At 59.0% G+C, this 12,507-nt stretch carries 12 protein-coding genes and 1 tRNA gene; 5 read left to right on the plus strand and 8 right to left on the minus strand.

What is annotated here, in order from left to right; translation table 11 throughout:
- On the plus strand, positions 1-298 hold a 298-nt coding region (locus IE061_RS18075), incomplete at its 5' end, for an efflux RND transporter periplasmic adaptor subunit (protein WP_230478430.1).
- Positions 299-510: 212 nt separating this feature from the next.
- Here the strand turns inward: IE061_RS18075 and IE061_RS09440 are convergent.
- Positions 511-1,749: a tyrosine-type recombinase/integrase gene (locus IE061_RS09440; RefSeq protein WP_189464026.1), complete on the minus strand. Its 1,239-nt coding sequence runs from the start codon at positions 1,747-1,749 to the stop codon at positions 511-513.
- A gap of 160 nt (positions 1,750-1,909) precedes the next feature.
- A tRNA-Leu gene (locus IE061_RS09445) sits at positions 1,910-1,994 on the minus strand.
- 84 nt (positions 1,995-2,078) lie between these two features.
- Here IE061_RS09445 and IE061_RS09450 point away from each other — a divergent pair.
- Positions 2,079-2,777 carry a ComF family protein gene (locus IE061_RS09450; protein WP_229800860.1) on the plus strand — a complete coding sequence of 233 codons (699 nt, stop codon included), beginning with the start codon at positions 2,079-2,081 and terminating at the stop codon, positions 2,775-2,777.
- Between the two features lie 32 nt (positions 2,778-2,809).
- Positions 2,810-3,796 carry a serine/threonine protein kinase gene (locus IE061_RS09455; protein ID WP_096923070.1) on the plus strand — a complete coding sequence of 329 codons (987 nt, stop codon included), beginning with the start codon at positions 2,810-2,812 and terminating at the stop codon, positions 3,794-3,796.
- Between the two features lie 51 nt (positions 3,797-3,847).
- Here the strand turns inward: IE061_RS09455 and IE061_RS09460 are convergent, their stop codons facing one another.
- Positions 3,848-4,423 carry a hypothetical protein gene (locus IE061_RS09460; protein ID WP_096923069.1) on the minus strand — a complete coding sequence of 192 codons (576 nt, stop codon included), beginning with the start codon at positions 4,421-4,423 and terminating at the stop codon, positions 3,848-3,850.
- Positions 4,424-4,803: 380 nt separating this feature from the next.
- Between IE061_RS09460 and folE the strand changes: the two genes are divergently transcribed.
- Entirely contained in the window at positions 4,804-5,355 is a 552-nt protein-coding gene (gene folE, locus IE061_RS09465) for a GTP cyclohydrolase I FolE (RefSeq protein ID WP_039178202.1), read from the plus strand.
- A 132-nt stretch (positions 5,356-5,487) separates the two neighbouring features.
- Positions 5,488-6,945: an NAD-dependent succinate-semialdehyde dehydrogenase gene (locus IE061_RS09470; protein ID WP_039178199.1), complete on the plus strand. Its 1,458-nt coding sequence runs from the start codon at positions 5,488-5,490 to the stop codon at positions 6,943-6,945.
- A 49-nt stretch (positions 6,946-6,994) separates the two neighbouring features.
- Here the strand turns inward: IE061_RS09470 and purH are convergent, their stop codons facing one another.
- The 5 genes from purH to accC form a co-directional block, all read right to left on the minus strand.
- Positions 6,995-8,575 (minus strand): bifunctional phosphoribosylaminoimidazolecarboxamide formyltransferase/IMP cyclohydrolase, encoded by a 1,581-nt coding sequence (gene purH / locus IE061_RS09475; protein ID WP_039178194.1) that lies wholly within the window; start codon positions 8,573-8,575, stop codon positions 6,995-6,997.
- 61 nt (positions 8,576-8,636) lie between these two features.
- Positions 8,637-8,960, minus strand: coding sequence for a DNA-binding transcriptional regulator Fis (gene fis / locus IE061_RS09480; protein ID WP_016913715.1), 324 nt, complete (start codon positions 8,958-8,960; stop codon positions 8,637-8,639).
- Complete coding sequence (gene dusB / locus IE061_RS09485; protein ID WP_193461510.1) at positions 8,957-9,997, minus strand: tRNA dihydrouridine synthase DusB; 1,041 nt, start codon at positions 9,995-9,997, stop codon at positions 8,957-8,959. The genes fis and dusB overlap by 4 nt, the downstream gene beginning before the upstream one ends.
- A 99-nt stretch (positions 9,998-10,096) precedes the next feature.
- Positions 10,097-11,011 carry a 50S ribosomal protein L11 methyltransferase gene (gene prmA / locus IE061_RS09490; protein WP_039178189.1) on the minus strand — a complete coding sequence of 305 codons (915 nt, stop codon included), beginning with the start codon at positions 11,009-11,011 and terminating at the stop codon, positions 10,097-10,099.
- A 126-nt stretch (positions 11,012-11,137) separates the two neighbouring features.
- A complete protein-coding gene (gene accC / locus IE061_RS09495) occupies positions 11,138-12,478 on the minus strand; it encodes an acetyl-CoA carboxylase biotin carboxylase subunit (protein ID WP_039178186.1) in 1,341 nt (446 codons plus the stop codon).
- Between the last annotated feature and the right edge of the window lie 29 nt (positions 12,479-12,507).

Genomic DNA, 12,507 nt, shown 5'->3' on the forward strand with positions numbered 1-12,507 from the left:
ACAAAGCAACAACAGCGGCGCCAGTTACCCACTCACTGTAAGCATTCCTCCTCTGACATCGGAGAAACAGCGTTACATTCGTCTTGGTATGAGTGCCCATGTGCACATCACGACCTACAGGAGCGACGTTGCCATGGTGGTGCCCCCAGAAGCGATCCGTCAAGACGAAAATGGCACCTATGTCGAATACCGTGCCTCTTCACAAGACGGACCCCAGAGAGTTGATATAGAAGTCGGCCAAACCACGCTCGGTGGCATCGAGGTCTTCGGCCTGCCGCAGGGGCTTGTCAGACTATGACCAAAATCAAATAAGAATGTACTCAATCGGAAGTGGTCCAATTGGAGCTGACACCCCGATAAGCCTCATAATGGGGGCAGTGGAAGTGTCCACTAGGCGCGAGGGCAACATTGCCACCGAGTCCGGGCCAACCTGGGTCGAGCAGAGGAAGCGGACAGGTCTCCCACGCCACTCGGTCGAATGCTTGCACGGAAAAATGTTTATGCTCGTGCTTAAGCCGACTCAATTCTTCTTTTGAAAGTCGCCTTTTCCTCTGTTGTTATCCCACGCGAGAGTGCATCCAGGTAGTCGGCATACCACTGCATCATGAAGCGGCGCTTCTCCAGATAGGCCGCCTGATTGTAGACACCGGCGATACCTTCTTCTTTGTGGGCAAGCTGCGCCTCGACGTGATCCTTTGGCCAGCTGTGCTCGCGAAGCAGTGTGCTCGCCGTATGGCGCGACCCGTGGCCCGTCAGCTTACCCTTGTAGCCCACCAGAGCGATGGCCTTGTTGATCGTGCCCTCACTCAGCACTGGATTCTTCGGACCCTGGCCAGGAAACACAAGCTGCTGCCGCCCGGTTTGCTGGCGGATTTCGCGAAGTGATTCTACTGTCTGTGTGGACAGCGGCACGATATGGTCTCGGCGTGCCTTCATCTTCTCCGCTGGGATGGTCCAAGTGGCCCCTTCAATGTCAATCTCAGACCACTGTGCATAGCGCACCATGCCTGGCCGTGATGCCGTGCGCAGCACCATCCAGACGGCCGCTTGAGTGATTTGGCGGCTGCGTGATCGTTGCAGAGCGCGAAGGAACCCAGGTAGCTCTGGCTCTAGCAGGTGTGGGTAGTGTGTGGTTTTCGGCGCTGCGGCAGCGACATGGCGCAATTCGCTAGCGGGATTCAGCTCACATTTCCCCTCTGCGATTGCCAGAGAGAACATCTGGCTAACCCACCCGCGCACTTTCTTCGCTATGTTGTGAGCGGCACGCTCCTCAAGACGCTTTTGCAGTTCAGTACAGTCCTGGCGTGTTATTTCATCCAGGGATTTTCGCCCCAGGGCGGGCAAAATATCCTTGTCGAGGTACAAGCGCATCTGTCTAGTGGTCCCGCCAGCACGGCCTGCATTGATCTTGCGCTGATACCAATCCTCGGCGACGTCGCGGAACAGGTAGCGCGGCTTTGCATTCTGGTCCACCGTGGATAAATCCACACCATCAGCAATGAGCCTTCGAAGGTCTTCGGCCTCGCGTCGTGCTCGCTTGCCGCTGACACCAGGGAATCCGCCGAGCCCTTTCCACGTCCAGCGACCATTTGGTCGCTTGTATCGCAGTTCCCAGGACTTTGCGCCATTGCGCTTTACACGGAAGTAGAGACCGGCGCTATCCAGTTCCCGATAATCCTTATCTTCGGGCTCCAGAGAAACCAGTACAGTGTCGGCGAGAGGTCGCCGTTTGATTTGTGAGCGCTTCATCGCCTGCCTGCTCCCTGAACGTGTATGCCTCCAACTACGGCATACACCGTTGAGCGAGTTGGAGGGGGTATTCTAGGTTACGTCAGGTGATAGAGTGGCGATAAAAGCCACTCGTAGCAAGGCTTGGATCACTGCGTGGAATACTCAAGGGGATTGAGTATGGTGCGGATGGGGAGACTCGAACTCCCACACCTTGCGGCACTAGAACCTAAATCTAGCGTGTCTACCAATTCCACCACATCCGCAGAAGACGCTGCGTATACTACCAATAAACGTATGAATGTCAATGCAATCATCCTGTTTTAAACCAGTTGGCAGAGGAGGTGGCTATGCGAATGGTTCAGTACGTGAACCAGTGGTTGTCGCGCCAATTACCGGGCTACTGTGCGTTTTGCCTATCGGCGGATTGCGGTGAGCAGGGGTGGTGCGCGCAGTGCTTCCGGGAGCTGCCCTGGAACACGTCGGCATGCCCGCAATGTGCCGAACCCTTGCCCGCTGGTGGGGGTGGACGCTGTGGCCACTGCCTGGTAGCGCCCCCTGCCTTTACGCATACAACGGCGGCACTCCGCTACCAGGAGTGCGTGGCAGAACTGGTGCATGACTTCAAATTTCATGGTTCCGCGCGAGCGGGAACGCTGCTGGTCGAGCTGATGCTCTCGACGCCTCCAGTGCAACTGGGGGGCGCGTTGCTGCCGGTGCCCATGCATCCTTCCAAGGCGCGCGAGCGAGGCTTCAACCAGGCCCAGTGGCTGGCCAGGCAATTGGGCAAGCGGCTATGCCTACCGATGCTGGGGGCTGAGTGTCACAAGCGGCTACCCTCGCAACGGTCACTGAATCGAGCCGAGCGTCAGCGTAACCTCGCAGGAGCCTACCGCGTGGCGGGTCCACTGCCAGAATGGGTCATCATCATCGATGACGTTGTCACGACGGGTGCCACGGGGCATGCTCTGGCGTTGGCGGCTCTGGCGGCGGGTGCCACGCGCGTGGACGTGTGGGCGGCGTCTCGCACGCCGCTGGAGAAGAGTTGATATACTGGCTGGCCCAATGAAAGGAGTGATCCATGGCGCACCCGTTTAGCAGCCTGTCGCCCGACCTGGTGATGTCGGCCATCGAGTCGGTGGGTATCTGGCCCGCAGGCGAGCCCTTTGCCTTGAACAGTTATGAAAATCGCGTGCTGATGTTTCGCGATGAAGAGGGCGAGCGCTGGGTGGTCAAGTTTTATCGCCCCGAACGTTGGGTGGATGCCGCGATTCAGGAAGAGCATGACTTCCTGAGGGAGCTGGCGCTGGCCGGTGTCCCTGTGATCGCGCCATGGTGCTCAGCTGATGGCGTTTCATTGCATCACTACCAAACTTTCCGCTTTTCGCTTTTCCCCCAATGTGCAGGCCAGGCGCCAGAGCTCGATAACCCGGCACACCTGTTTGCCTTGGGAAATGTCTTGGGGCGCTTGCATGACGTTGCCGCTCGCCAGCGGTTTCAGCATCGGGAGAGTTTGTCGCTCACGGATGGCGTTACCGATGCCGCGCAGCGAGTCCTGGCAAGCCCGCATTTGGATAAGTACCAGTCCCGGGCATACCAGACCGTGGTGGAAAAGTTGATGGAGCAGTTGGCGCGCGTGTCGCTAAGCCCCGACGCCTATCTGCGGGCTCATGGTGACTGCCATCTGGGTAATATTTTGGGGCGGGATGATGACTTTACGCTGGTGGATTTCGATGATTGCCTGATGGCGCCCGCCATCCAGGATGTCTGGATGCTGCTGCCTGTAGACGACCCTGAGCTTTGGCGTGGGCAGTTGGATGAGTTGATCGAAGGGTATGAAGAGGTGAGGGCATTCCCCGAGCTTGAGTTGGTGTTGATCGAACCATTGCGCGCCTATCGCTTGATTCGTCACGCGGCCTGGCTGGTATCTCGCTGGGATGATCCGGCTTTTCCTGCTGCTTTTCCCTGGGTGGCAGAACGGGGGTACTGGGATCAGCACATTCGTCTGCTCGAACAGCAGAGCCTGCAGCTGGAATCGCCTGTATGGCTTGCTGGCGGCAATCGTTAAGCTGGCCTGGCACCGCCAGGCCAGCCTGTTCACTCCGTTGCTAATGTCAGCTTATTGATTGCTTGTGGGCGCCTGGTCAGGGTCGGGGCGCTCGCTGGGGATAGGGTTGGCGACGCCATCCCCGTTGGCCTGCCTGCGCGTTGCATTGATTTCGGCGGAGGGGTTGTCCTGCGCATCGATACTGACGTTTTCATCCAGGGTCAGTAGAAAGGCCTCGCCTGGGGAGAGTTCACAGTTACCCGACGGGCACTCTATCCCGTATTGCCCATCCATCGCGTAGGCGCTGGCGGCAAACGTTCCCGAATAGATGGCGCTTTCACTGCCTTCGGTCTCGATGCAAGTAGCATCTTGCGTGGTGATACGTATCCGCTCGCCGCTCAGTTGGGCAGTAGCCACCATCAGGCAATACTCTGGCAGCTCGTGCGAGCTACCGTCGACTTGGGCAGGGTGTAGCAGAATATCATTGTGACGAGCATGCTGGCTGTCAAAACGCAGAGTCTCGATCACTTCTACACCCAGGTTGGCACCACTGGGCAGCGTCAGTTTGGGTTCTGCCGCTTGCAAAGGGCTGATGAATGCTGTGCCAAGCAAGGCCGTTAGCCAGTAGGCTGATGATTTAAATGACATAATGAGATCTCGATATAGTGCACCCGCCTGCCTGGCAGGAAATTGTGCCTTCATCATAGCACAGCACCGATAGGCACGAAGGGGGGAGCGTGTCACTCTGCCACAGCCACTTCATGTGCGTTAGAATACGTAACTGTATCGCTCTTGTTGTACATAAATTATTTTAGAGTATATTTCTTGTATAAGTTAGGGCTTTCGGCTTGCAAGACGATAAAGCGCCGCCCAGCACAGGGTGAGCCAACAATGAAGTGGTATGGCCGAGATTGACGTCACCATGCCGCACAAGACACATCAGTGTTCATGTCATGCCAGTTTCTTGCATGGCAGGTTGCACAAGGCGATCCAGTAAAAGCGAACACGTACCGAATATGAGGCCTACCATGACCGACGATATCGCCCAACATTACCGTCAAATTATCACCGCCCTGGGAGAGAACCCTGATCGCGAGGGGCTCCGCGATACACCCAAGCGCGCCGCAAAGGCCATGCAGTTCTTGACCGCAGGTTACAAACAGTCGCTGGAAGAGCTGGTAAATGGGGCCGTCTTCGAATCGCAAACCGACGAAATGGTGCTGGTCAAGAATATCGAGCTCTACTCCATGTGTGAGCACCATCTGCTGCCCTTCATTGGCAAGTGTCATATTGCCTACCTGCCCAGCGGCAAGGTTCTGGGCTTGTCCAAATTTGCGCGTATCGTCGACATGTATGCACGTCGCATGCAGATTCAGGAGAATCTGACCCGTGAAATTGCCGAGGCAGTGCAGCAGGTCACGCAAGCCAAAGGGGTGGCCGTCGTGATCGAGGCGCGCCATCTGTGCATGATGATGCGTGGCGTGGAGAAGCAGAACTCCAGCATGACGTCGTCGGTCATGTTGGGAGGCTTCCGTACCAACCAGGCAACGCGCCAAGAGTTTCTGACGCTGATCAGTTAAGGCCGACACGCACTCAGTTAAGGTACGATACGTACAAGGATTCCTGACGAGAACTTGGTCAAGACTGCCATTTCGTCTTAGCATGAAGAGGTCAATGAGCCTGAAAGGCCATCCTCTGGTCAGGAGTTTGTCATGGAAGCGCTGAGAGAAACACAGCTTTACTGCCCATTTGCCTATATCGACGGCAGTTGGGTAGCCGCCGACAGTGGCGAGCAAATCAAGGTGGTGAACCCCGCCACGGGTGAGCTCGTAGGGGATATGCCCAAGCTGGGCAAGGCAGAAACCGAGCGTGCCATCGATGCTGCGTACGCTGCACTGCCTGCCTGGCGCGGCATGACGGCGCAAGAGCGTGCCGACGTGTTGATGAAATGGCACGATCTGATGATGGAGCATCAGCAGGATCTCGCCATGCTGATGACCTATGAGCAGGGCAAGCCGATCAAGGAAGCCGCCGGCGAGATTGCCTATGCGGCCAGTTTTCTACGCTGGTTTGCCGAAGAGGCACGTCGAGTCTACGGCGAAACCATTCCTGCAGCCAAAGCCAATCAGCGTATCGTGGTGACCAAGCAGCCCGTGGGCGTTGTCGGTGCCATTACGCCGTGGAATTTTCCGGCGGCCATGATCACTCGTAAAGCAGGCGCCGCCTTGGCGGCGGGCTGTACCATCGTCGTGAAGCCTGCCAGCCAGACGCCGTTCTCGGCGACCGCCTTGGCGCTGTTGGCAGAACGGGCGGGCGTGCCGCGCGGTGTGTTCAACGTCGTGCCTGGGCGTGCGGCGGATATTGCCGAGGCGCTCACTCACTCTTCCAAGGTGCGCAAGATCACCTTTACAGGCTCGACCGAGGTGGGCAGCCAGTTGATGGCTCAAGCCGCTGAGCACGTTCAGAAGATTTCCCTGGAATTAGGTGGCAACGCGCCCTTTATCGTGTTTGAAGACGCCGACCTGGACGCTGCCGTCGAAGGCGCCATGGCTGCCAAGTTCCGTAATGCGGGGCAGACGTGTGTCTGTACCAACCGCTTTCTGGTGCAGTCCAGCGTCATCAATGCGTTCTGCGAGAAGCTGGCCGTGGCCATGAACAGCGAGCTGAAAGTCGGTGACGGGACGCGAGAAGGGATCAATATTGGCCCGCTGATCGATGAAAATGGCGTCAAAAAAGTCAGTGAACACGTTCAGGACGCCATCGACAAGGGCGCCGAGCTGTTGTTGGGGGGCCACCCACATCCATTGGGGGGGAATTTCTTCACGCCCACGTTGGTCAGCTTTGCCAACGACAGCATGAAAGTGGCCCAGGAAGAGACGTTCGGCCCCTTGGCAGCGGTGTTTCCTTTCGACGAAGAGGAGACGGCGGTCGAAATGGCCAACGATACGCAGTATGGTCTGGCCGCGTATTTTTATTCGCGTGATCTGGCCAGGGTGTGGCGCGTGGCCGAAGCGCTCGAGTATGGCATGGTGGGGATCAATACCGGGCTGATTTCAAACGCTGCAGCGCCCTTTGGTGGCGTCAAGGCATCCGGCCTGGGGCGTGAAGGGGGGCATCAGGGGCTGGAGGAGTACCTGGAAACCAAGTACCTGTGCATCGATCTGGGGTGACCCTCAAAAAAACCCCCTGCGAAGTGCTTCGCAGGGGGTTTTTAAAGGCTTAGTGGCGGAAGTGGCGCATGCCGGTGAAGACCATGGCAATGCCCGCTTCGTTGGCCGCATCGATGACTTCCTGGTCACGCATTGACCCACCAGGCTGAATCACCGCAGTGATGCCAGCCGCCGCGGCGGCATCGATGCCATCGCGGAACGGGAAAAAGGCATCCGACGCCATGACGGAGCCAGGAACCGTGAGCCCTTCATCGGCAGCCTTGATACCCGCAATTTTGGCGGAGTAGACGCGGCTCATCTGACCCGCCCCCACGCCAATCGTCTGACCAGCCTTGGCATACACGATCGCGTTGGACTTGACGAACTTGGCCACGCGCCAGGCAAACGCCAGATCACGCAACTCTTGCTCGGTGGGCGCACGCTCGCTGACCACCGTCAGCTCCGCTTCACTGACCATACCCTCGTCGCGCTCCTGGACCAACAGCCCGCCATTGACGCGCTTGAAGTCGTAGGCAGCCTGCGGTTGGCCTGGCCAATGTGCGCTGACATCCAGCAGGCGCACGTTCTGTTTTTCAGCCACGATAGCGGCCGCTTCATCGCTTACCCCGGGGGCAATGATGACTTCCACGAACTGACGATCAACGATGGCGCGGGCGGTGGCGGCATCCAGGGCGACGTTGAAGGCGATAATACCGCCAAAGGCGCTGGTAGGATCGGTGGCAAACGCTTTGTCGTACGCTTCCAGGGCGTTGGCGCCCACCGCTACTCCGCAGGGGTTGGCGTGCTTGACGATGACGCAGGCGGTGTCATCGAAAGCCTTGACGCACTCGAAGGCAGCATCGGTATCGGCCACGTTGTTGAAAGAGAGCGGCTTGCCTTGAAGCATGCGAGCGGTAGACACGCTGGGCTCGCTGGCCTCGGGGTCAACGTAGAAAGCTGCCTGCTGGTGCGGGTTTTCACCGTAGCGCATGTCCTGCTTCTTGTGCAGTTGCAGGTTGAACGTGCGCGAGAATGTGGTTTCTTCGCTGGCCACTTTGCGGCCCAGGTAGTCGGCAATGGCGCCGTCATAACCCGCCGTGTGTTCGAATGCCTTGACGGCCAGGTCGAAACGCGTCGGCTGAGTCACCTGGCCGCCATGCCTGGACAGCTCGTTCAACACGCGGGAGTAGTCGTCCGCGTTGACGACGATAGTGGTGTAGGCATGGTTCTTGGCGCAGGCGCGCACCATGGTAGGGCCACCAATGTCGATGTTCTCGATGGCATCTTCCAGCGTGCAATCCGGTTTGGCGATGGTGGCCGCGAACGGGTAGAGGTTCACCACGACCATGTCGATGGGGCTGATATCGTTATCGGCCATCACGGCGTCGTCCTGACCGCGACGGGCCAGAATGCCACCATGGATTTTGGGGTGCAGGGTCTTGACCCGGCCGTCCATGATTTCTGGAAAACCGGTATGTTCGGAGACTTCGGTCACGGGGACGTCGTTCTCTTGCAACAGTCGGTAGGTGCCGCCGGTCGAGAGCAGTTCGACGCCATGTTTCACGAGGCCCTGTGCGAACTCGACAATGCCGGTTTTATCGGAGACGCTCAGCAGGGCGCGGCGGACGGGGGTAGCGGTGCTATCAGCCATGGGAGTGCTCATGTATCAGGTCTAGGGTTGGAACAGCCAGGTTTAAAAACGGCAACGCCCCTTAAGGGGCGTCACGATCGATCAGTCCATACAGCTTGAGCTTTTTGCGCAGCGTGCCGCGGTTCAGGCCCAGCACGTCGGCGGCACGGGTCTGGTTGCCGTCGGTGTGCTCCAGCACGCAGGCCAGTAACGGCGCCTCCACTTCGGCCATCACCATGGCATACAGGTCCGATGCCTGACCTCCATCAAGGTGCTCGAAATAGCGACGCATGGCCGTTTCGACAGCTTCCCGCAGCGGTTGAGGCTGGGCCGTGGTCGCCGGGTCCGCCAGGGTGCCCGCCAGTGGTGATGAACTTTCGCTTGAGAGCAGGTCGCGTTCAGTCATGCGGCATGGGTTCCTTTGGCTAGCAAATGCTGGGAGGCGCTATGGGTCATGGCGTCATCAATCCATTGAAACTGCGCATCGGGTGATGCGAGTGCATTGAACTGCTGCTTCAAGCGGCGCTGCTCGGTTTGGGTAAAGCGTGTATCTTCATCGAGGTACCAGCCCACATGTTTGCGTGCAATGCGCACGCCCATGGTGTCGCCGTAGAACGAGTGCAGGGCGTGCAGGTGCTCGGTCAACACTTGGCGGCGCTCTGCCAGCTCAGGGGCGGGCAAGTGCTCGCCATGGGTCAGGTAGTGAGTGATCTGCTGGAAGATCCACGGGTTGCCCTGGGCACCACGACCAATCATGACCGCATCGGCACCGGTATGGCGCAGCACGCGGGCCGCCTTCTCTGGCGAAGTGATGTCGCCATTGGCAATGACGGGAATGGAGAGTCGTGACTTGATCTCGGCGATGGTGTCGTATTCGGCTTCGCCCGTGTAGCGCTGCTGGCGGTGGCGTCCATGGACGGCCAGCGCCTGTATGCCTGCCGACTCGGCCAGTTGGGCAATCCGCAGGCCATTGTTGGAGTCGGCGCACCAGCCCGTGCGGATCTTGAGCGTCACGGGAATATCGACGGCACTGACCACCGCATCGAGAATCTCGGCCACCAGGGCTTCATCGCGCAGCAGCGCTGAACCAGCGGCCTTGTTGCACACTTTCTTGGCGGGGCAGCCCATGTTGATGTCGATGATCTGCGCGCCCAGTTCGGCATTCAGGCGAGCTGCTTCGGCCAGCATCTGCGCATCGCCACCGGCAATTTGTACTACCCGAGGCGCCGGTTCGCCTTGATGATCCATACGCAGCTGCGATTTGCGCGTGTGCCAGAGCGAAGGATCAGACGTGACCATTTCACCCACCACCCAGCCCGCCCCCAGGCGCCGACACAGCTGCCGGAAAGGGCGATCGGTGACACCTGCCATGGGCGCAAGTATCACGGGGTTGGGCAGTTGATAAGGCCCAATCGCAGGGGGCTGGATAGTCATCATGGTCATGGCGGTGCACTTTGATAGGCATGAAAACGACGAATAGCGCGTTTCAAGGGAGCGTATGATACGCCTACTCGCCGCAGTAATGAAGGAAAGCGCAGCAAATTATGCGGGTCTCCAGCCGGTCAAGCGTACCCAGCCTTCACGCAGGGTTGGCTCTTCCATGATAAGTCCTTGGGCTTCATATGCTTCCAGCACATCGTTGGCCTGCTTGGCAAGAATGCCCGAGAGCGCAATGTGGCCTCCGGGTGCCACGTGGCTGGCAATCATGCCCGACAGTTCGACCAGCGGGCCGGCCAGAATGTTGGCCGTCACGATAGGGTAGGTCTGGTCATCGGCCAGTTGCTCAGGGTAGTAAAGTGACAAGGCCTGTTCGGCAATACCGTTGCGCTCCGCATTGTCGCGACTGGCTTGCAGCGCCTGCGGATCGATGTCGGTTCCGTCGGCGCTGGACGCCCCCAGTTTCAGGGCAGCAATGGCCAGAATGCCTGAGCCGCAGCCCACGTCCAGCACGCGCTGGTTGGTCAGAACGCCTTGCACGGCCAGGTGGTCGAGCCATTCCAGGCAGAGTGCGGTGGTGGGGTGCGTGCCGGTACCAAAGGCCAGGCCAGGGTCCAGGATCAGGTTGACCGCCTCTGCTTTGGGGGGCTCCAGCCAGCTGGGCACGATCCACAGCCGCTGGCCCATGCGCAGGGGAGTGAAGTCATCCATCCATTCCCGCTCCCAATCCCGGTCGGCCAGCAGCTCGTACTCGATGGTGGGGCAGGGTTCGCCGGGCATGTGTTCTGCCCAGGCGGCCTCGATACGCTCCAGCATCTCGCTGATGCCATCGAGGTCATCATACAGTCCCGTCAATACGGTATCTTGCCAGAGTGGCGTGGTGCCTCGTTCTGGTTCGAAGACAGGGTCGTCGTGGGCATCCTGGAGGCCGATGGCCGTAGCACCCTCGTCCAGCAGCAGCTCTTCAAGAAGCTCGGCCTGCTCAGGAGCAACGTGCGCTTTTAATTGCAGCCAGGGCATGAGAAGTCTCCACGGGGTCAGTGAATGGTCATGAAACGCTCACGGGGTGGCAATCGCCACCCCGCGTAGACAACCTGGCGTTACTCCGATGAGGAGGCGTCAGGTTTGCAAGCATCAGGTCACTACCTAGCTGCTCAGCTTCTTTTCCAGGTAATGGATGTTGACGCCACCTTGGCGGAAGTAGCTGTCTCGAACCAGGTCTTTCTGCAGGTCGATATTGGTCTTGATGCCTTCCACCAGCAGTTCGTCCAGCGCATTGCGCATGCGGGTCAGCGCGATGTCGCGATCGGCGCCCCATGTGATCAGCTTGCCGATCAGCGAATCGTAATGCGGTGGAACGGTGTAGCCCGTGTAAAGATGCGAGTCCATGCGAACGCCCAGGCCGCCGGGAGCGTGGAACAGCGTCACTTTGCCGGGAGACGGCATGAACGTACGTGCGTCTTCGGCATTGATACGGCATTCGAAGGCGTGCCCATTGAGCTGAACATCTTCCTGGCGAATCGACAGCGGCATGCCGGCGGCGATGCGCAGCTGCTCCTTGACGATATCCACGCCGGTGACCATCTCGGTCACGGGATGCTCCACCTGAACCCGAGTGTTCATCTCGATGAAGAAGAACTCACCCTCTTCGTAGAGGAACTCGAAGGTGCCGGCGCCACGATAGTTGATCTCGATACAGGCCTGACGGCAGGCTTCCAGAACCTTGGCGCGTGCCTCGGGGTCGAGGCCTGGCGCTGGGGCCTCTTCGAGCACCTTTTGGTGGCGGCGCTGCAGGGAGCAGTCCCTGTCGAACAGGTGAATCGCGTTACCTTGGCCATCGGCAAGTACTTGCACTTCGACATGGCGAGGCTTCTCGAGAAACTTCTCCATATAGACCGTGCCGTCACCAAAAGCAGCATGCGCTTCGGTGCGGGTCACGGTAATGGCAGACAGCAGGTGCCCTTCGGTATGCACCACACGCATGCCACGCCCGCCGCCGCCCGCCGCGGCCTTGATGATCACCGGGTAGCCAATGCGGCGCGCAGTGGCCATGTTGGTGGCATCGTCATCGCCCAGAGGGCCATCCGAACCAGGGACGGTCGGTACGCCTGCTGCCTTCATGGCCTCGATGGCGCTGACCTTGTCGCCCATCAGGCGAATGGTCTCTGCACGGGGGCCGATAAAGGTGAAGCCTGAGCGTTCTACCTGCTCGGCGAAGTTGGCGTTCTCGGAAAGGAAGCCATAGCCCGGGTGAATCGCGCTCGAATCCGTCACCTCGGCGGCGCTGATCAAGGCTGGGATGTTCAAGTAGGATTGCGCGGAAGCAGCAGGGCCGATGCAGACGGCTTCGTCTGCCAGGCGAACGTGCATCAGCTCGCGGTCGGCTTTGGAGTGAACCGCTACGGTCTTGATGCCTAGCTCTTTACACGCTCGCAAGATGCGTAGGGCTATCTCGCCGCGGTTCGCGATAAGTACCTTGTCCAGCATGGGAGAGTCCACCCGTATCGTAATGAAAG

The sequence above is a fragment of the Vreelandella hamiltonii genome, from assembly GCF_014651795.1.
Classification (GTDB): domain Bacteria; phylum Pseudomonadota; class Gammaproteobacteria; order Pseudomonadales; family Halomonadaceae; genus Vreelandella; species Vreelandella hamiltonii.

Coding starts and splice junctions, on each gene's coding strand:
- fis (WP_016913715.1), bottom strand. CDS start 8,960: ATGACTGAACGCGACCTGCTCTCAAGCGAAAGTTCATCACCACTGGCG.
- IE061_RS09460 (WP_096923069.1), bottom strand. CDS start 4,423: ATGTCATTTAAATCATCAGCCTACTGGCTAACGGCCTTGCTTGGCACA.
- IE061_RS09450 (WP_229800860.1), top strand. CDS start 2,079: ATGCGAATGGTTCAGTACGTGAACCAGTGGTTGTCGCGCCAATTACCG.
- IE061_RS09455 (WP_096923070.1), top strand. CDS start 2,810: ATGGCGCACCCGTTTAGCAGCCTGTCGCCCGACCTGGTGATGTCGGCC.
- prmA (WP_039178189.1), bottom strand. CDS start 11,011: ATGCCCTGGCTGCAATTAAAAGCGCACGTTGCTCCTGAGCAGGCCGAG.
- accC (WP_039178186.1), bottom strand. CDS start 12,478: ATGCTGGACAAGGTACTTATCGCGAACCGCGGCGAGATAGCCCTACGC.
- purH (WP_039178194.1), bottom strand. CDS start 8,575: ATGGCTGATAGCACCGCTACCCCCGTCCGCCGCGCCCTGCTGAGCGTC.
- dusB (WP_193461510.1), bottom strand. CDS start 9,997: ATGACCATGATGACTATCCAGCCCCCTGCGATTGGGCCTTATCAACTG.
- IE061_RS09440 (WP_189464026.1), bottom strand. CDS start 1,749: ATGAAGCGCTCACAAATCAAACGGCGACCTCTCGCCGACACTGTACTG.
- IE061_RS09470 (WP_039178199.1), top strand. CDS start 5,488: ATGGAAGCGCTGAGAGAAACACAGCTTTACTGCCCATTTGCCTATATC.
- folE (WP_039178202.1), top strand. CDS start 4,804: ATGACCGACGATATCGCCCAACATTACCGTCAAATTATCACCGCCCTG.